The organism is Paenibacillus sp. FSL E2-0178, assembly GCF_038593005.1.
Lineage (GTDB): Bacteria > Bacillota > Bacilli > Paenibacillales > Paenibacillaceae > Paenibacillus_AQ > Paenibacillus_AQ phytohabitans.
The window spans coordinates 7807887-7826919 of sequence record NZ_CP151953.1 but is presented as its reverse complement, the minus strand read 5'-3'; the positions used below and the strand labels follow the sequence as shown (position 1 = coordinate 7826919).

Here is a 19033-nt window from a genome sequence, read left to right as displayed (position 1 = left end):
AATGATTATCATTGTCAATATTTTAAAAGCTGGCCGCTCCGGGAAATAAGGCATACTTGTCCCCGATAACAGAAGCAGCGGCAATGCCGGACTTGAACTTCTGGCCGGCATTGCCGCTGATCTTTATCCATATTTTCAGATGAAATGCATATAGAAGAATGCCTAACCTATTCTCCTTTGCCGTCCGAACAAATTTCGATAAGATTCCCCTCCGGATCAGCGATATAACAGATTCGCAGTCCATACGGTTCAGTTGTAGGCGGGTACACCGATTGGACGCCCGCCTCCATCAGCCTGTCATATTCCAGATCGACATCTGCAAAGTGAGGCACATTAAAGGTGATCTCCATCTTACCGTTCAGCCCTCCGGGATAGTCAAACTTCCGCGATAACTGGCTCTCCAACAGCTCACGCTCACACAAATTGAAATAGATACCTCCTGCTGTCCTGACTCCTGTAAACCCTCCGCCGTCATAGTCCAGTTCCATCCTCATTAAATCTCTGTAGAACCGGACCATCTTCTCCATATCATCCACGCACAGGGCGATTGCTCCCTGCTTCATGCACTAAACCTCCAAATATCCGCCTTCCAGCAGGGTAATGCCGTTGCCGTCCGGATCACGGAAATTCATTTCTTTACCGCCGTATTCCATCGTTACTGGAGGCTGACAATCCAGCCCTTTCCCCTTCAGCTGCTCATAAGTTTCGTCCAGGCTGCTGCAGGAGAATACCAGATTAACGACTCCTGTCGTGTGCTTGCCCCATTTGCTCTCGTCCCAGATAATCAGCCCCGGCTGGCTGCGGTCGAAACCAATCTTCGCACCGTCATACTGTCCAAAGCCTTCAAAAGGAATCGGAACTCCCAGTACCTCGGAATAGAATGCCGCCAGCGCCGCCGGGTCCTTGCTGTACAGATTAATGCCGTCAAAACTTGTAATCATAACTTAAATCTCCTTCCGCTCAATAGCTGTAGTATGATCCGGCTGTGGTTAGCCTGTCTGACCTCATTGTACTTCTGTCCTGCCGGGCTTGTATTGCAAAAAAACGACATTCAGCTCCGCGCATAGCTCAGCGCATCCAGCGGTGTTCTGCCGGCAAATTTCCGGAAATTGTTGATGAAATGCGATTGGTGGCTGTAGCCGTAGGCAAAGACAATATCCTGCAGACCGCCTCTGTGCAGCGGTGTCCGGTACAGCTCCAGCCAGACATTCTGGAAGCGGACAAGATCTGCCACCTTTTTGGGCGGAAGTCCGATATGCTGGCGGAACAGGCGTTCAAGCTGGCGGCTGCTGAAGCCTGAGCTAAGCTCCAGCTCCCCTGCACTCACCACCCCGCGGGACTTAAGCATCCTGTGGACAGCGTTCATCATCCCGTCACTGCTGCGGCCGGCATTCTCCAGCCTGCGCAGGAGGAATAATTCTGCCATGGCAATGCGTTCGGACATCGTATGTGTCCCCCGCAGCTTATCCCCCAGCTCCATACGGAACGAACGGAAGTATTGCTCCACCGGAGCGTGGACATTCAGCACATCCTGCAGCTGTTCGTCTGTGAACAGGTGAACCGCCCAGAAGTGAAACCGGATGGCGAAACGCTGCCTCCCCGCAGGCTGGCGGGCTTGTCCCACTTCAAACGGGGTATCGTTAATGCCGCAAAAAATCCCGCCAGACTCCCCTGTATGCTCATCCCATTCCCATATGATGTCCATACAACTATCCGGTATGATCGTTTCCGTCCGGTTACGGAAAGTACTTTCACTTTCACTTTCACTTTCACTTTCACTTTCACTTATAACTGCTCCGTTATGCCCTTGTGCAATTTCAACGGATTGCGCTTTCTGCTGCTCACCCGGCGGCGGTACAGTCCCCCAGAAACAGCGGATGTACGGCTGCAGCAGCCTACCGGGCAGATACTCGCCGCCTCCGGCCGGGTTTGCAGTGATCGGGTAATACAGTTCCGAGAGGTTGAACATAGCATCCGGCCTCACCTTCGTAATGCTTAGGCAGCAAAGGACGGAATTACTGTTCAGCGCCTAAGCTCATTTTATTTTATAGCCGCCTGTATTAACTTCATTAATGGGTTTTGCTCCAGATAACAGCCTTGCGTAATCTGATCATACACAATCTGTGCAAGATGTGCCAGAAGCACGCCGGCCAGATTCCCCTTACATATGCTTTAGTATTTTTCATGGCGCATCCTGCTCCTGCAAACTTTTATGGGAATCTTATACATGGATGCACTCTTGGCTAAAATGAGAAATAGTCGCAGCTTTGCAACCATTATGTTTGTAGCAGCGTGCTTATATGTTGTACAATAAAGGCTAAATGACTTTTTGAAGGATGGATTAATAATGTATATAGCAAGTGACTGGAAGGACTATGAAGTGATTGATACCGGAGGCGGAGAGAAGCTTGAACGCTGGGGCGATATTATGCTGCGCCGCCCGGACCCGCAGATCATCTGGCCGCTGGCCAGCGAGAGTGCCAAATGGCGTGATGTGCACGGACACTATCACCGCAGTTCCGCCGGGGGCGGACAATGGGAAATGAAGAAGAGCATTCCGGATGACTGGAAAATCAGCTACGGCAAGCTGAAGTTCCATCTCCGTCCAACGAACTTTAAGCACACGGGTCTCTTCCCTGAGCAGGCTGCCAACTGGCGCTGGATGATGGACAAGATCGCTGCGGCTAACCGCCCGATTTCCGTGCTTAACCTGTTCGCATATACCGGCGGTGCATCCGTTGCAGCGGCAAGTGCCGGAGCCTCCGTAGTTCATGTCGATGCCGCTAAGGGCATGGTTCAGTGGGCCAAGGAGAATGTAGCCTTGTCCGGGCTTGCCGACAAGCCGGTCCGCTACATTACAGATGATGTGTTCAAGTTCGTGCAGCGTGAACAGCGCCGCGGCAGCAAATATGATGCAATTATCATGGACCCGCCTTCCTACGGAAGAGGCCCTGGCGGTGAAATGTGGAAGCTCGAAGCCAGTCTCTATCCGTTCCTGGAGAGCTGCATGGAGATTATGAGCGACCGGCCTTTGTTCATGCTGATTAACTCCTACACAACGGGAATTTCGCCTACCGTACTGCGCAATATGCTGTCAATGACCATGGGCAAGCGCTACGGCGGCAAGCTTACCTCCGGTGAGATCGGACTGCCGATTACATCCTCCGGAATGAATCTGCCTTGCGGAATTCTGGGCCGCTGGGAGGCGTAAGCCATGACCGCGCAGAACAACGGAACAACCGGGAAGTCCGGCGGCGGACAATCCCGGTTCGAGATTTTATATGAGGACAACCATCTTCTGGGCATCGTGAAGCCCGTTAACATTCCGGTGCAGGAGGATGCTACAGGCGATGCGGATCTGCTGACCCTGCTGAAGGAAGATGTGAAGGAACGTTACGCCAAGCCGGGGAATGTCTTCATGGGCCTCGTTCACCGGCTGGACCGGCCTGTAGGCGGCGCGATGATCTTCGCCAAGACCTCGAAGGCAGCCTCGCGGCTGTCTGAGAGCGTCCGCACCCACGCCTTCCACAAGGTGTACCTGACCGTCGTTCATGGCAAGCCCCCTGCATCCCAGGGCCGGCTGATTAATACACTGCTGAAGGATGAGCGGAGCAACACGGTCAGTATTGTCCGCACAGGAACACCGGGCGGCAAGGAAGCGATTCTCGATTATACGGTGCTCGGCAGCGCTGAGGGCTACACCCTACTCAAGATCGATCTGCTTACCGGACGCTCCCACCAGATCCGTGTACAGCTGAGCGGCATTGGCTGCCCGCTGTACGGAGATCAGAAGTATGGTGCCGCAGTGAACAGACCCGGACAGCAGATTGCGCTGTGGTCAGCACTGGTCGGATTCCCGCATCCGGTGACCAAAGAGGAAGTTGAATTAATCTCCCTGCCTCCACAGACCCATCCCTGGAATCTGTGGACCCCGCAGAACCAAAAGCAGGCTATCCGGTAACGGACAGCCTGCTTTTGTGTGTATGCATATATATGAGGTCAACACTGGGCATCTATTAAGGAGTCGAACCTTCCGGTGCCGGAGCGGGAGCCACCGCCATCTTCCCCATCAGATAGAGCAGCAGCTGCTGGTTATGTGATGAAATGGGATCGAGCGCTTCGGCAAAAAAATCACTGCGGATCTTCAGTCCGCGCGAGGTCTCGTTCTTGCCTGTCTCGGTGATGCTCACCCAGACGATCCGCCTGTCGGAGGCATCTCGTTCACGGATAATGAGATTATGCTTCTCCATCCGGTCAAGCAGCATAGTTACAGCCGCCGGGCTGGTGGCCAGATGCGGAGCCAAATCAGAAGGTTTCATCGCGTCACGTTCCTGCAGCAATTCCAGTACGGTAAGCTGGGCATCGGTCAGTGTAGGGGCAAGCTTGCTATCCATATGTAGCTTATAGTCCTTTAATATCTTATGCCAGATTTTACTGAATTCAGTGGAGTGCACACTTATTCCTTCCTTTCCCTGCGGATCTCTATCCGGTATACCTAAACATTTTCGCGAAAAAAATTCCATTTCCTGCAAAAGAAAAAAATAAAATCACGGCCGCTAGTCATTTCATTATATAATTCCTGCACGAAATACAACATTTCCCTTATGATATCGACCTTAACCCAGAATTGTTGTATTAAATACAGCAATCCCCGTCTTATAAGGAGCTGCACGGGTTTATTCTTGTATTTCATACAACAATACCTGTGCATACCCTGGTATCCATGAGTCAAAGTTGTAATACGTGCAACATTAGGCATTCAATCCAGATCAACAACATCAATAATCCGGCTAAGGAAAATGCAAATCAAATAAACGGCGTTCGGAGCTCTGTAGACCAGAGCAGCCGGACGCCGTTTAAATTATTTAATATTCTAAGGTTCTGCCCCGGCTATTTAACTGCCGGGTACAGGCTGATGATCTCATCCTTCTTCTCAACAGCAACCAGCTGCTTGCCGATGGAACGGCGCTCACCAAGCGGTGCTGATTCGGAGGAGAAGGCATGAACCGCACCGCTCTGGGTGATGGCGGTCAGCTCCAGCGGCTCCTTGCAGTAGAACGCCCCCACAAGTCTGCTGCCGTTCGGGCGAACCCGTTTGCCTTCTTTGAACTCGAATGTCGGCATTCCTTTGCCTCCGCGGCTCTGGGAAGGGTAATCCAGCAGCAGAGAGCGTTTGGCATAGCCAATCTCGGTAACCGCAAGAATCTCCCCTTCGTCCTCACTGACCCAGAAGCTGGAGACGACTTCGTCGCCTTCACGCAGCTGAATCCCTCTTACCCCTGTGGCCACACGGCCCATAGGGTTGACTTCACTCTCCCGGAAGCGGATACTCATCCCTTCACGGGTCACAAGCACGATGTCCTTGTCTCCGCTGCTCAGCGCCACTGTAATGATCTCATCACCGTCAGCTACCTTACAGGCGGCCACGGCTCCGGAACGGCTTGTAGAGTACTCCTTGAGCTCTGTACGCTTCACCTGTCCCTTACGGGTGACGAAGACCAGACTTGCCAGCGGATCCTCCAGGTTGCCGACCGGCAGCACACTGACAATGCCATCGCCCTTGGCGAGACCGATCACGTTCACGATCGCCGTACCAGGCTCCTTCCATTTGAATTCCGGTATCTGATGAACCGGAAGCAGGAAGTATTGGCCCTTGCGGGTGAACACAAGCAGGCTGTCCCGGGTATTCAGGTCCAGCAGCCTGACGATATGGTCGCCGTCCTTGACACCCGATGAGTGGCGCTCTCCGCCTGAACGGGTGAAGGATGGCATGCCTGTCCGCTTGATATAACCACCCTCTGAAATGGCGACCAGCACATCCTCCGCATTCACGAGAACCTCCATGCTGACCTTCAATTCCTCCACTTCACCCTGAATCAGTGAACGGCGGTCGATCCCGTATTTATCACGGATCTCCAGCAGCTCTTTGCGGATGACGGCAACCAGCTTCTTGTCACTGTCCAGAATGCCCTGAAGGACAGCAATCTTGGCATGCATCTCATCAAGCTCCTTCTGGAGCGAGTGAATCTCCAGATTGGTTAACCGGTACAGCTGCAAGGTAAGGATGGAATCGGCCTGGCGTTCGCTGAAGCCGAACATCCACACCAGATTATTCTGGGCATCCTGGCGGTTCTTCGATGCCTTGATTGCGGCAATCACTTCATCCAGAATGTTCAGAGCTTTAACCAGCCCTTCCAGGACATGGGCCCGGTCCTCTGCCCGCTCCAGATCAAATTGGGTGCGGTGGGTAACCACTTCACGCTGATGGGCGATATACGCTTCAAGAATCGACTTCAAGCCGAGCTGCTGCGGAGCCTTGTTAACGATGGCCACCATGTTGAAGTTGTAGGTGATCTGCAGATCAGTTTTTTTGAGCAGGTAGGCCAATATACCATTCGCATCGGCTTCCTTCTTCAGCTCAACCACAATCCGCAGCCCTTCACGGCCGCTCTCGTCGCGGACTTCAGCAATGCCTTCGATCTTCTTCTCCAGGCGGATATTCTCCATGGAGGTCACGAGCCGCGACTTCACAATCTGGAAGGGCACTTCAGTGATAACAATCTGCTGCTTGCCGCCGCGCAGGTTCTCAATCTCCGTCTTCGAGCGCAGGTAGATGCGGCCTTTACCGGTACGGTACGCGTCCATGATGCCGTCGCCGCCCATAATCGTTCCGCCTGTAGGGAAGTCGGGACCTTTGATGAAGGTCATGACGTCCTCCAGCGCGATGTCCGGCTTCTGCATGACAGCGATACAGGCATCGATGACTTCACGCAGGTTATGCGGCGGAATTTCCGTAGCGAACCCGGCAGAGATCCCGCTTGTCCCGTTGACAAGCAGATTCGGATAACGGGATGGAACCACGACCGGCTCCTTTGCCGTATTATCGAAATTGTCCTTGAAAAGCACGGTGCGTTTCTCAATATCACGCATCATCTCCAAAGCGATTGGAGACAGGCGCGCTTCTGTATAACGCATAGCTGCTGCAGGGTCATCATCCATCGAACCCCAGTTGCCGTGTCCGTCGACAAGCACATGTCCCAACTTCCAGGGCTGAGCCATCCGGACCATCCCGTCGTAGATCGAGGAATCTCCATGGGGATGGTAGTTACCCATTACGTCACCGACCGTTTTGGCCGACTTGCGGTATGGCTTGTCCGGCGTATTGCCCGAGTCGTACATCGCATACAGAATCCGGCGCTGCACAGGCTTTAGCCCGTCGCGGACGTCCGGAATCGCCCGGTCCTGAATGATATATTTGGAATACCGGCCAAATCGGTCACCAACGACCTCTTCCAGAAAAGCCGGCAAAAATTGCTCTGATAAACTGCTCATTCACTTTTCACCTTCTGTTCCTCAATCTGTCCACGTTTGTAATGATTGATGATCTGACTGCTGCGCGCCTGAGATATTTGATTCGTATTGCCTCAAGGCTCTTAAGAATAAAACTAAACAAATCAGTGTTAAGCCGTAACTGCGGTGAGTTTTGGACTTCCGCGCTGTTATCCCCATATTTCTTGAATCATACCGCTTCTATATAGATTGAACTTGTATTTTTTCTATTATGGGATTGCCGTGACTCCAGAGAATGTTTGGCCCTCCGGCCGCTGTTGTCTGCAGATTTCTTGAATTTAACCCGCTGTTCGCAGTGGAAATCCGCAGACAAAGGCGGACGCTGACGCTCCTACAGTTCCAAAATTCTCCTCCGCCACTTTTCCCTTTTTAGTATATTTTCAAGTTCAATCTAAATAGCGGTAATAATCCGGAAACAAAGGCGGACGCTGCGCTACTACAGGTCCAAACTCACACTCCGTTACAAACCACCTTATTTAGCTTCGCTTTATTCTAAAGTTCTGGCGGCAATCTGCGAATATCCCATTCGCTGCGCTTAAAGCAATCATCAAAAATTAAAAACAGCGGAAGTAATCGTCACTTCCCCACTAACCCCTACTCTACTATTTCTGTAAAGTCGACGTTCTCGACAATCCAGCGCTTACGCGGATCAACCTTGTCGCCCATCAATGTGGAGACGCGGCGTTCCGCCTTGGCGGCATCCTCGATCTGCACCTGCAGCAGCGTGCGCGAATCCGGATTCATCGTTGTTTCCCACAGCTGGTCCGGGTTCATCTCACCAAGTCCCTTGTAACGCTGCAGCTCGAAATTCTTGCCGAATTCCTTCAGGTAATTCTGCAGCTCCTCATCACTCCAGGCGTAGCGGACTGTTTCCAGCTTACCCGATTTACGCGTCAGCTTATACAGCGGCGGCTGGGCAATGAAGACCTTGCCGGCATCGATCAGAGGCTTCATATAGCGGTAGAAGAAGGTCAGCAGCAGCACCTGAATATGCGCACCGTCCGTATCGGCATCGGTCATAATGATAATTTTGGAATAATTGCTGTCTTCCACGGCAAAATCAGGACCAATGCCCGCACCAATCGCCGATATAATCGCCTTGTATTCATCGTTCTTCAAGATATCCAGCAGCTTGGCCTTCTCCGGATTCATCGGCTTCCCCTTCAGAGGAAGAATGGCCTGAATCTTCGAATCACGGCCCTGCTTGGCTGAGCCTCCGGCGGAGTCACCTTCTACGATGAAGATTTCGGTACGCGTGACATCCTTGGATTGTGCAGGCGACAGCTTGCCGCCAAGATTCGAGCTCTCGCTGCGTTTCTTGCCGCTGCGGATTTCATCGCGGGCTTTGCGGGCCGCTTCGCGCGCCTTGGACGCCTGAATCGATTTCTTGAGCAGGCTCTGCGCAACCTGGGGATTCTCCTCAAGGAAGCGCGCCATTTTCTCCGAGACAATAAAGTCTACGGCACTGCGGGCAGAAGCACTACCCAGCTGATCCTTCGTCTGTCCGACAAATTCCACATCCGACATCTTAATGCTGATAACCGCCATCATCCCCTCACGGAGATCATTACCCTCAAGATTCTTATCCTTCTCCTTAAGCAGCTGCGTCCGCCGGGCGTAGTCATTCAGCACACGGGTATAGGCTGTCTTGAAGCCGGTCTCATGCGTCCCGCCGCTGCGCGTAGGAATCGAGTTGACGAAAGAAGCAATGGTCTCCGTGTACCCCGCATTGTATTGCAGCGCAATTTCCACTTCAATCTCATCCTTCTCGGAGCTGAAATGAACCACATCATGCAAGACATCCTTGCCCTCATTGAGGAACTGTACAAACTGGCTCGCGCCGCCCTCATAAAAGAACTCATCCTGCCGTCCGCTCCGCTCATCGCTGAGGTTGATCCGCAGGCCCGAGTTCAGGAAGGCAATCTCCTGTACCCGTTCCGCAAGTGTGTCGTAATTCAGTGAAATGCCAGTCGGGAAGACGCGAATATCCGGCTTGAAGGTGATCTTCGAACCGGTCTTATTCGTATTCCCCAGTACCTCAAGGCCAGTCACAGGCTCGCCGACATGTTCTTTCCCGTTTTTGTCGACCCAATATTCGAAGCGTTGCCGGTGGATCTTGCCTTCACGGTAAATCTCCACTTCCAGCCACTCGGACAAAGCGTTGGTTACAGATGCCCCTACGCCATGCAGACCGCCCGATTTCTTGTAGCCGGAGCCTCCGAATTTACCACCCGCATGCAGAATGGTGAAAACAACCTGCGGAGTCGGCACTCCCGTCTTGTGCATCCCGGTCGGAATTCCCCGTCCGTTGTCAATTACGGTGACCGATCCGTCCTTGCGGAGTGTAATATCAATCTTCGAGCAAAACTTGGCCAAATGCTCATCTACGGCATTGTCCACTATTTCCCATACTAAATGGTGCAGTCCCGAGGAACTCGTACTGCCAATATACATGCCGGGCCGTTTGCGGACCGCAACCAGACCTTCGAGCACCTGAATGTCGTCAGCATCGTATCCAGTCCGGCCCACTTCGGCGTTCTTAGAGACTTTTGCAAACATATCGATCTGTTCGAGCATTCATGCTCCTCCTTCTTGTGTCTTACTATCTCTATAAAATGCAAACAAACGTTTTCGTTCACTTTGTACATTCTAATTCAAAATATCCCGTTTCGTAAAGACGGCGAATGAAATGATTACTGCAGCCAGTCCCCAAATCGCCAATACTGCCATCGAAAATGCCAGTGTCATGCCCTCAATCGGTGCGGGAGTACCTGCTAAATACCCGGTAAGCTCCATATTAACCATAAATAAATATTTGGCCGCAGTCCAGGCTGAAGCCATATTCGTCAGGATCGTGCCTGCAATCAGCGCCGCCATCATCACCACTATACTGGCTGCCGTACTGCGTACCAGAACCGACACCATGAAAGCCAGCAGAGCAACAACTACGCTGACGAACCAGATCAAACCGCCCTGCATCAGCAGGTATTTCCATTGCGGCACGGCGTGAACCGTGGTCATATCGACCGTATCCCCGCTCAGCTGGAAGCCTGTGAACACCGGAACATTGAATCCTTTGTATCCAAAAGCCAGCCCCGACACCAGATAGCTGATGATAAAAGCAGACAGGACGATTAAGGAGACAAACATCATGAGGGCCGTCATTTTACTGAACAGCACCTTCCAGCGTTTGACCGGACGCGTCAGCAGCATCTTGATCGTTCCTGTCGTTCTCTCCCCGGAGACCAGATCCGAGGCCACCGCCATAATCAGCAGCGGAATGAACAGGGACACGGAATTGTCCAGAAATTCACGGGTAAAGGTAACGCCGCTCGGCTCGTTCGGATTCACATCATGATCCAGATAATACTGCAGCTGCTGGACAAAAATCCGCCGGTACGACTTCCATTCTTCCGGAATCCGGTCGCTGCCGAGGGAGTTCTGGTTATCGGTAATCTGCTGCTGGACCTCCAGCCTCCAGTCAGAGTTAAACTTATCCCGGCTGCGTTCCGCTATACGCATCTGTGCATAGGTAAACATAGGCACAAGCACAAGCAGAATGAGCAGGATGACATAAAACCGTTTCTTTTTTATGATTTTGAGGCACTCATTGCGGATGAGCGGCAGCAGGTTAGTCAATAGTTTCACCTTCCGTTAGCTTCAAGAATAGCTGTTCCAGTGTAGGGTTGATTTTTTGCACAGCCCGGACCTCAACCTCTCTAGTAACCAGTACGGCGACAATTTCCGGGATTAAATCCTCCTCCATAACCGTGATCAGGGAATTCACTCCCATGCCTGCGATAATGGAGTCGTCCAGTGTTACCTCATCAAGCTCCAGCAGATGGATATCCGGCCGGCCGGTTAGTAATTCTCTTGCCCTCTTCAGCGGCTCCAGCTCCCACAGGACGTATGGAGAATTGCGGGCAACCAGCTCGTCCACACCGCCTACGGCGAGTACCCGCCCTTTACTGATGATCGCCACACGGTCGCACAGCAGCTGAATCTCGCTCAGCAGATGGCTCGAGACGAACACGGCAAGCCCTTCATCCGCCAGCTTGCGGATGAATTCGCGCAGCTCCTTGATGCCCTTCGGGTCCAGGCCGTTCGTCGGCTCATCGAGAATCAGCAGCCGTGGCCGGCCCAAAAGTGCCTGGGCAATGCCCAGCCGCTGGCGCATCCCCAGTGAATACGTGCTTACCTTGTCATGAATACGCTGATCCAGCCGTACAATATCCACTACCTCGGCAATCCTCGCCTTGTCCACACCAGGCTGCATACGGGCGAAATGCTGCAGGTTCTCCCAGCCTGTCAGATACGTATACACCTCGGGATTTTCGACGATGGAGCCGACGTATTGCAATGCTTTTTCCGGGTCACGGTTCACATTGTAGCCGCAGACGGTAATTGTTCCTTCACTTGGCCGGATCAGGTCAACCAGCATGCGGATCGTTGTGGTTTTGCCGGCCCCGTTGGGACCGAGGAAACCGAAAATCTCGCCTTTCCGGACGTCAAACGTAACATCATCTATGATCCATTTGCGGCCGATTTTTTTGCGGACCCCTTGTACGGACAGGACTACCTCCCCGGAGGCTTCTTGCATTGGTTTAGCCATCTCTATACAACTCCTTGCTGCGGTCATTTCTGTTCAGAATGTTCCCTGCCCTGCTCCATACCCTGTCCCAGGTTAATGTACAGCCTGTACAATCCGCTCACTCATCCGCTGATAACCGTCCCCGTTCGGGTGGAAGTGGTCATTCGAGAGATACTTGTCCAGATGCCGGTTGAACAAATCGAAGGTCGGAACGAGCGTCATATTGCTGTGGGTGTTGATGATATCCATCGCTGCATTGTTCCAGGCGGTTACAGCCTGATTGCCCGGAACTAGCAGGTCCGCAATATCTCCGAAGGGATTATACAATCCCACGTAATAAATCTGTGCCTGTGGATTAATCCCGGCAATGGTGTCAAGAATACTGCCCAGCCGCCCCGATGCATCAGGCAGAGCCGAGAGCAGAGACTCGGGGGTCAATTCGTCAGTGGAGGCTGTAGGCACGGGTGCTGAACCTTCTACCGTGTTATTCGCAGCGGATTCAGTCCCCAGCGGCGCTATTCCGTCCGCAGGATTCTCCGTATCTGCTGACGATGCTGCCTCTCCGCTGCTGCTGCCTGTCCCCAGAATATCCGAGCCGCGGAACAGGTCATTGCCGCCTATAGAGATCAGGATTACATTCGCCTGGCGGAGCGCGTACTGCACACCCTCCTCCTGAAGCTTGCTCTGCAGCCCGGCTGTGGTTAAGCCGTTAATGCCCATGTTGCCGAGCAGCTCCGCCTTGCCTCCGTCCGCCGATAATGCCTCCAGCGTACGCTTCACAAACCCCTGTCCGGAATTGTCGCCGGTCCCTTTGGCCAGAGAATCCCCCAGCGCCAGTATCTTCAATTCATCCGTTGCCGCGGCTGTCGGTGCAGCTGTTTCCTGCGGGAGGGATGACAGGAGTGTCTCCCCCTTGGGGTTGATAATATCGCTTACCGCATACACAAACCCTGTAATTAAAAGTAAAGTTGCCAGGATGGATACCAGGCCCACTGCCCTCCAGGTCCATTTGGAATCGTTCAATGCTATCCCTCCGTATGCCGTTCTATTCTCCATTGTTCCACATTTTACAAACTTCTTAACTATGTAGATAAACATAATTCTTCTTTGCTTAATTTGCAAATAAAGCGGGGGTTTTGGTGAAAGGCGCGGCTGCGGTGATTTTGGACTTCCGGCCGCTGTTTTCCCCAGTTTTTTTGATCTGTACCGCTCTTCGCGGTGATAATCTGGTGAACAAAGGCGGTCGCTTCCGCTCCTACAGTTCCATAATCCCCTCCGCCGCTTCCACCTAAACGGGGTGGAGCAGGCAGGGCGGCACTATAGCACTTCGCTAATCGTGCGAAACCGCAAAACTGCAAATTGATTTATCTTCGTCAGACAAAAACCTTCATTTCCCGATCCAGAACAAAAAAGACAATGCCGGAGTCAGGTACTGAGAGGCATCCACTCTTGCAAGAAACAAGTGGAAAAATGTATCTTAGCTCTTCGATTTCTGAGGAATAAACATCAGCAAGTGGAAAAACAACAACTATTATTGGTGTTTCTCGTAGACTATCTTCACTTACTAAACCTCAAAAAAAGCCCCCCGGCAGTGCCGGAGGACAATTGAAGCTTAAGAGCTGCGTTATATTATTTACCGATGAATTCCTGAACCCAGTAATTATTGTCGAAGCCTACGCCGATGTAGTTGAAATTCGTGCTCAGAATGTTAGCCTTATGGCCCGGGCTGTTCATCCAGGCAGTCATAACTTCCTGCGGCGTTTTCTGGCCCATCGCGATATTCTCTCCGGCTGCCTGATAAGTAATGCCGAACGCGGACATCATATCAAAAGGCGATCCGTAGGTCGGGGAAGTATGGGAGAAATAGTTGTTCGTACGCATGTCAGTAGCCTTAGCTGCTGCGACTTTGTTCAGGCTGTCCAGTGCGGAGACAGGAGCCAGTCCTGCTGCTGCGCGTTCTTTGTTCACCAAGGCTACAACTTGTTGAATGTAGCTTGAAGAGCTGTCTGCGACAGCTGGAGCTGCAGTTGCAGCTGGGGTAGCTACCGGCTTAGCTGTGGCCACAGGGGCAGCCGTCGGTGCTGGTGTAACAACAGGCTTAGCGGTTGCTACTGGCGCAGCTGTGACTACTGGTCTAGCTGTCGCTACTGGTACAGCAGTAGCCACCGGCTTAGCCGTTGCTGCCGGAACTGTTGCTACAGGATTCTTATAGATAACGGTCTTGGATACGGTGAACGTATTCCCGTCAAATACAAATGACTTCGAATTGTACTGTGTGAAATATTCCATGAATTTTGCGAAATTCGTATCTGAAGCGGTTGCCGTAGTGGCTCCAGCTGCTGCGCTTGCCTGTAATGGAAGTGAAATGCTAAGTGCCATAACAGCTGCTACACTTCCACCTATCATTGCTCTTAAAGTCTTGCTTTTCATTCTGCCATCTCCTTATTCTTGTTGTAGAATTACCTGACTGCCGAGAGTTGCGGACATCAATTGTTACAAAGTTGTAATTTGTTCCTCAGTCATTGTAACATAAAAAATCCGGCTGTGCGCTTCTAAATTATGACATTTTTCTTCACGGCTGAGGCTTGTCCACTTCTGTTCAAACATGTGGAAACGGCTTTGCCGTCCTTTAATAAGCACGGTGCCGTTTCCACGAGAGATAAAAGGATACTTTATAACGCGAAGCATATATATTCTTATATTTAAGAAACCGTCCTCTTCAGGACGGTCGCTTGTTCTTACAATTAATATCGGCATTCACCGGCCCCCCGCTTAATGAAAGGACTGCCAGAATTCCCCTTCAGTCGAGATCAGGCCCATAATTTCGGCATACGGAATCCGGAAAGTAGGAAAGCCCGCAGCATACGGAGCAATTTCATAAGGGGCAAAATAGAGATACAGCGCTTCGCCATCCACATAAAAGGGCTGGTCAGCCGTAATGCCTTTGTACGTATCCGGAAAAACATAAGAATACTGCGGATCATTCGCAATCTGTTTTCCGACAATATCACTGAGTTTCTGCACATATTTGCTTCCAGGCTTGAACAGATCACTCAGCGTGTAAAATTTGCCGGTGCGCAAATTGATATGCTCATAGATCATAGTCGGCATTCCATGTGCCGCTCCAAACGGAAAGCGGTATCCGCTGAGCTCCAGTACCAGCAGGTTTTTGCGGAAGAAGGATACGGCAAAGTCCCCCGTATAGCTGAAATCCTGCCCCGCTCCTCCAGTTCCTGCACCCTCTGCGAGAGAGAGACTGCGCAGCTTATCATTGACTGATTTGGATATCTCAGCGACAGCAATTCCTTCTACTACCGGATAGTAGACCAGGTAATCCCTGTTCGGTTTATATTTCTTCTCCAGCACGGAGTACGGAGGTCTGAGCGGAATGACCCCATTTTGCCGCCATACCTGCTTGCCTCTGCGGTCATAGTAGGCAGTACGCTGGTCAACATCCGCTCGGATCAGGTTGCCGCTGAAGGATAGAGATCCTGAGCCGGCAATGACCGGCGGCTGGGCAGCTTTTTTACCGCTTTTATCGATAAAATAGGTATCCTTGGCATCATACACCGACGCAAGCCCGTTCTGATAATTGTTCACCCCGAGCAGCGGATGGGTACTGAGAATTCTGCCTGTAAGCGCATCGGCAATCACATAACGTGAACCCCGGTACGGCTGATCGGCATAAAGCGGAGTTCCCAGCGCAACCCGGTTCTCACCCAGCTGCTGGACTTCATAGTAAGTCGCCGGAATAATGGCTTTGCCCTGCTTGTCGATCAGACCGTATGCATTACCGTAGTCCTCAGCTGTGTTGATTACCGCACGCCCTTCCGAGAAAGGCAAGGCTGCCGTAAACTGCGGCTGGATGGCAATGCTGCCGTCTGTATGGAGGTAACCGTATTTCCCGTTCTCCGTAGCTTGAAAAGCAAGCAGACCTTCCCCCGGATACCCCACGAATGGATATTTATACGTATGCAGCACCGTTCCCTGGGGATCAATCAGCGCGTACTCCCCCTCAGCGACTTTGACCAGAGCCGTTCCGTCATTGAAATCCCCGGCATCCAGATACACCGCTGGCAGCACCTCTTTGCCTTGGGCATCCAGATATCCGTAGTATGAGTTCCCCCCGGTTGTATTCTGCTTGGAGAACAGCGCGCGGCCTTCATGCAGCGAATTCAGATAGTCATACCGCGCGGACGTGACCTCTTTGCCTTTTTCATCAATAAAAGTATAGCCCTTGGCATCCGAAACCACAGCCCGCCCTTCGGCAAACGGAGCAATAAAGGAATATAGCGGTTTGACTTTCTCCCGCCCGGAGCTGTCAATCAGGCCGCTGTAATTCTTGCGCTGCACTACCGCCAGGCCATTCTCCTGGAAATCCTCCGCATAGTCGTATCTGGGCTCGATCACAGTCCGTCCGTCGTTATTAATGTAGCCCCACAGTGTTCCGTCTTTAAGCTTAAAAGGAGCCGGATGCAGCAGCTCTGCCCGCAGCCCGCTGGCATCTACCTCCGGAAGCACGATAAGCGCCTCCAGCGGCTTTTTGGAGTAGTCTACACGGTATAATCCCGCCTCTGCCGGGATCGTCACGAACAGATCATCATCCGCACGGATGAAATCCTCCTCCTGCTGCGGAATAACCTCATTCCAGCCGATTCCGTCCCACCGCCATACCTCCGTCTGAATCAGACCATTGTCATTCTCTTTTCCCAGCTCGTTCAGCTTAATCCTCAGCATTCAGTCGCTCTCCCTTACAAAGGCATTTGCCTATAGAATATGAGAGTGAGGGGGAAAGGGTGTTTATGTGCCCAGAGCTGCCGATACGCGTGTGTATGAGCGTGTGCGTGGAGTGCGTGGAGTGCGTGGAGAGCGTGGAATGCGTTAGGAGCATGAGGGCTTAAAGCAAACTAGGAAAGGTGCGGCCGTAACTGCGGTGAATGTTTGGACTTCCGGCCGCTGTTGTCTCCAGATTTCTTGATTTGAACCGCTATAACGCGGTGGAAATCCGGAGACAAAGGCGGACGCTTCCGCTCCTCCAGTTCAAACTTCCCCTCCGTTACTCTCCACCTTTCTTCAGCAAAACCAAGGTCACAGGCACAAACTACATCAAAGGCATAAACTGCAACCCTAAGAGCAGCACAAAAACACCCTTTCAGAGGGTGTTAGCCGGATGTTCAAGGGCTGCTTCGCCTGCCCTATCACTGGTGAAATATGGTATAGTAGCTGCGCTTGCTGGCTGTTTCGTTGAAAATTTCCAACTAACTTTTATTTTGGTCCCTGATCCAGTTCCAAAATGCTTCTCACATAATAATTTGCAAAGTCCAATTGTTTTCTCATAGGTTTCAATAGGATTGCTAACAGCAAATCTGATTGAAATCTCTTCGACCTGCTCCGCTAATTCACCACAGTTCATCTCTATTTCTATAATGCAATTACTATCATCAAGAGTGTAATAGCACCTAGTACTTTGGTAACGATGTAAATCTAATGGTGTATATGTGCCGACATTCAGAATGGAGGAAATAATTTCCGCGGTTTCAAGGAATGAATTGCCTACAACAAATCCGCCAACGATGTCTAATATATTATCCCCGTATTCATCTGGTGCCACAATCGCCTGATTTCTTTTATCAAACATCAGAAAATGATAAGATTCCTGACCCATGCGCTTCACCCTGTTCCACGATTTATCCTAAGTTAATGCCTAAATTTAAGATTTTTAAATGAGTAACCCGCTCGTTATTATTAAAAATCTTGCACTAAATATAGGCGTGTTGATTTCCCAAAAAAAGGGACGAAAAAGGCCGCCATTTCGGGTAATGGTAAGTACGACCAAACCAAACCGAAATGAGGCGACCTCATGAATAAATATACCCCATTTTTAGCCGTTTTCAAACAAGTATTAACACCGGAAGAAGTCCAAATGGTGACTGGACAAACCAAGGACTACGTGGATAGAGGAACCAAAATGACCGTCGGGCTGCTACTCGATTACTTTGTCCAAGCCTGCTACCACAAATGGGACGGCTTCCGGCAAAGTGCCCGCTTAGGCCCAAACTTTGACTTGCCTGAGATTCATTACTCCACCCTTTCCGGCAAGGCCGGTGAAGTCCCTTACGAAATCTTCAAATGTATCTTTCAACTGCTCGTCAAGAAATGTAACCGTCAAACCCGGCGGCATTTGAATGTGCCTAAAGATCTTCTGCTGATTGACTCGACTACGGTCACGGCGGCGAACTCCCGAATGCCTTGGGCCTCATACAAAAAATTTAGAGGGGGCATTAAGCTGCATGTCGCTCTTTCGCAAGGTCAGCGTTTACCCGTGAACGTGGAGGAATCGATTGCGAAGCGCAATGACGCTCCGTTTGGAGAAGTTTTGGCAGATACGGACTACATTTTGGTACAGGATCGGGCGTATGGAAAAATTAGCAGATTGGATCAATATGTGCTCCAGGGCCAGTCGTTTGTGATTCGACTCAAAGACAATCTCCATTTGGTGAAGCCGAGAAACCTCCAGCGACCCGCAGAGGGAGAAACGAAAATTGTTCGTGATATGACTTGCTATATCGGTCAAGGGAAGTGCCAATCCGCTCAGCGCCACCGGGTCGTAGAATTTGAAAATGACCGGGGGGAAGTCGTACGGGTCGTGACCGATTTGAGAAAAGAGTCCGCTCATGTAATCGCTGAAATCTACAAGACACGCTGGGAAATTGAAGTCTTTTTCCGCTGGATTAAACAGCATCTGAACGTGCCATGTCTATTTGGAACCACCGAAAATGCAGTATACAGCCAATTGTTTGTGGCCCTTGCTGTCTATGTGCTTCTGAGACGCGTTTATGATGAAATCCACCCCAACGTGCCTGCCTTTGCTCAACTGACCCTTTGGGAATTTATGCAGCATTGGCGTATATTTAGTCTTCCGCTGGAGTGGCAGGTTCAACTGAGTCTACTCAGGAACAAGAGCGTTTTGGAAATTATATCCATTCCATAATATGGGGAATCAACAGGCCTGCACTAAATACAACATTTTGCTCATCATACCACCCTTAAATCCAAAATTGTTGTACGAAATACATCATTCCGTCTTCTTCA

Annotated in this window: 16 protein-coding genes; 3 read left to right on the top strand and 13 right to left on the bottom strand. The window is 51.3% G+C overall.

Annotated features, from left to right (window positions below):
- Window positions 1-167: 167 nt before the first annotated feature.
- From MHI42_RS33700 to MHI42_RS33690, 3 genes are all read right to left on the bottom strand, one after another.
- The gene (locus tag MHI42_RS33700; protein WP_342421998.1) at window positions 168-563 is read right to left on the bottom strand and encodes a VOC family protein; all 396 of its coding nucleotides are present in this window, start codon (window positions 561-563) and stop codon (window positions 168-170) included.
- A gap of 3 nt (window positions 564-566) precedes the next feature.
- Window positions 567-941, bottom strand: coding sequence for a VOC family protein (locus MHI42_RS33695; protein WP_342421997.1), 375 nt, complete (start codon window positions 939-941; stop codon window positions 567-569).
- Between the two features lie 110 nt (window positions 942-1051).
- Window positions 1052-1969, bottom strand: coding sequence for a helix-turn-helix domain-containing protein (locus MHI42_RS33690; RefSeq protein ID WP_342421996.1), 918 nt, complete (start codon window positions 1967-1969; stop codon window positions 1052-1054).
- Window positions 1970-2347: 378 nt separating this feature from the next.
- Here MHI42_RS33690 and MHI42_RS33685 point away from each other — a divergent pair, with 378 nt between their 5' ends.
- Together MHI42_RS33685 and MHI42_RS33680 are read left to right on the top strand one after the other, a co-directional pair.
- Complete coding sequence (locus tag MHI42_RS33685) at window positions 2348-3211, top strand: class I SAM-dependent methyltransferase (protein WP_342421995.1); 864 nt, start codon at window positions 2348-2350, stop codon at window positions 3209-3211.
- A 3-nt stretch (window positions 3212-3214) separates the two neighbouring features.
- Entirely contained in the window at window positions 3215-3961 is a 747-nt protein-coding gene (locus MHI42_RS33680) for an RluA family pseudouridine synthase (RefSeq protein WP_342421994.1), read from the top strand.
- A 55-nt stretch (window positions 3962-4016) separates the two neighbouring features.
- On the opposite strand, the gene MHI42_RS33675 is transcribed toward MHI42_RS33680, so the two are convergent.
- From MHI42_RS33675 to MHI42_RS33630, 10 genes are all read right to left on the bottom strand, one after another.
- Entirely contained in the window at window positions 4017-4454 is a 438-nt protein-coding gene (locus MHI42_RS33675) for a MarR family transcriptional regulator (protein WP_039309191.1), read from the bottom strand.
- 436 nt (window positions 4455-4890) lie between these two features.
- The gene (gyrA, locus tag MHI42_RS33670) at window positions 4891-7332 is read right to left on the bottom strand and encodes a DNA gyrase subunit A (RefSeq protein WP_342421993.1); all 2442 of its coding nucleotides are present in this window, start codon (window positions 7330-7332) and stop codon (window positions 4891-4893) included.
- A 612-nt stretch (window positions 7333-7944) separates the two neighbouring features.
- Window positions 7945-9927 (bottom strand): DNA topoisomerase IV subunit B, encoded by a 1983-nt coding sequence (parE, locus tag MHI42_RS33665; RefSeq protein ID WP_042237532.1) that lies wholly within the window; start codon window positions 9925-9927, stop codon window positions 7945-7947.
- A 72-nt stretch (window positions 9928-9999) separates the two neighbouring features.
- A complete protein-coding gene (locus MHI42_RS33660; protein WP_039307732.1) occupies window positions 10000-10989 on the bottom strand; it encodes an ABC transporter permease in 990 nt (329 codons plus the stop codon).
- On the bottom strand, window positions 10982-11962 hold the full coding sequence (locus MHI42_RS33655) for an ABC transporter ATP-binding protein (RefSeq protein WP_342421992.1): 981 nt from the start codon (window positions 11960-11962) through the stop codon (window positions 10982-10984). The genes MHI42_RS33660 and MHI42_RS33655 overlap by 8 nt, the downstream gene beginning before the upstream one ends.
- A gap of 72 nt (window positions 11963-12034) precedes the next feature.
- On the bottom strand, window positions 12035-12964 hold the full coding sequence (locus MHI42_RS33650) for a GDSL-type esterase/lipase family protein (protein ID WP_342421991.1): 930 nt from the start codon (window positions 12962-12964) through the stop codon (window positions 12035-12037).
- A 606-nt stretch (window positions 12965-13570) separates the two neighbouring features.
- The gene (locus tag MHI42_RS33645) at window positions 13571-14371 is read right to left on the bottom strand and encodes a CAP domain-containing protein (RefSeq protein WP_342421990.1); all 801 of its coding nucleotides are present in this window, start codon (window positions 14369-14371) and stop codon (window positions 13571-13573) included.
- Between the two features lie 63 nt (window positions 14372-14434).
- Complete coding sequence (locus MHI42_RS33640) at window positions 14435-14698, bottom strand: hypothetical protein (RefSeq protein WP_342421989.1); 264 nt, start codon at window positions 14696-14698, stop codon at window positions 14435-14437.
- A 15-nt stretch (window positions 14699-14713) separates the two neighbouring features.
- Window positions 14714-16678, bottom strand: a complete 1965-nt coding sequence (locus MHI42_RS33635; RefSeq protein WP_342421988.1) for a WG repeat-containing protein — start codon at window positions 16676-16678, stop codon at window positions 14714-14716.
- A gap of 415 nt (window positions 16679-17093) precedes the next feature.
- Complete coding sequence (locus MHI42_RS33630) at window positions 17094-17606, bottom strand: hypothetical protein (protein WP_342421987.1); 513 nt, start codon at window positions 17604-17606, stop codon at window positions 17094-17096.
- A gap of 195 nt (window positions 17607-17801) precedes the next feature.
- On the opposite strand from MHI42_RS33630, the gene MHI42_RS33625 reads away from it, so the two are divergent.
- On the top strand, window positions 17802-18932 hold the full coding sequence (locus MHI42_RS33625; RefSeq protein ID WP_342421986.1) for an IS4 family transposase: 1131 nt from the start codon (window positions 17802-17804) through the stop codon (window positions 18930-18932).
- The last annotated feature ends 101 nt before the right edge of the window (window positions 18933-19033 follow it).

Excerpts from the sequence above, each read along its gene's own strand:
- MHI42_RS33655 (WP_342421992.1), bottom strand. The coding sequence starts at position 11,962 with ATGGCTAAACCAATGCAAGAAGCCTCCGGGGAGGTAGTCCTGTCCGTA.
- MHI42_RS33685 (WP_342421995.1), top strand. The coding sequence starts at position 2,348 with ATGTATATAGCAAGTGACTGGAAGGACTATGAAGTGATTGATACCGGA.
- gyrA (WP_342421993.1), bottom strand. The coding sequence starts at position 7,332 with ATGAGCAGTTTATCAGAGCAATTTTTGCCGGCTTTTCTGGAAGAGGTC.
- MHI42_RS33690 (WP_342421996.1), bottom strand. The coding sequence starts at position 1,969 with ATGTTCAACCTCTCGGAACTGTATTACCCGATCACTGCAAACCCGGCC.
- MHI42_RS33695 (WP_342421997.1), bottom strand. The coding sequence starts at position 941 with ATGATTACAAGTTTTGACGGCATTAATCTGTACAGCAAGGACCCGGCG.
- parE (WP_042237532.1), bottom strand. The coding sequence starts at position 9,927 with ATGCTCGAACAGATCGATATGTTTGCAAAAGTCTCTAAGAACGCCGAA.
- MHI42_RS33645 (WP_342421990.1), bottom strand. The coding sequence starts at position 14,371 with ATGAAAAGCAAGACTTTAAGAGCAATGATAGGTGGAAGTGTAGCAGCT.
- MHI42_RS33680 (WP_342421994.1), top strand. The coding sequence starts at position 3,215 with ATGACCGCGCAGAACAACGGAACAACCGGGAAGTCCGGCGGCGGACAA.
- MHI42_RS33635 (WP_342421988.1), bottom strand. The coding sequence starts at position 16,678 with ATGCTGAGGATTAAGCTGAACGAGCTGGGAAAAGAGAATGACAATGGT.
- MHI42_RS33640 (WP_342421989.1), bottom strand. The coding sequence starts at position 14,698 with ATGCCGATATTAATTGTAAGAACAAGCGACCGTCCTGAAGAGGACGGT.
- MHI42_RS33630 (WP_342421987.1), bottom strand. The coding sequence starts at position 17,606 with ATGGGTCAGGAATCTTATCATTTTCTGATGTTTGATAAAAGAAATCAG.
- MHI42_RS33625 (WP_342421986.1), top strand. The coding sequence starts at position 17,802 with ATGAATAAATATACCCCATTTTTAGCCGTTTTCAAACAAGTATTAACA.
- MHI42_RS33700 (WP_342421998.1), bottom strand. The coding sequence starts at position 563 with ATGAAGCAGGGAGCAATCGCCCTGTGCGTGGATGATATGGAGAAGATG.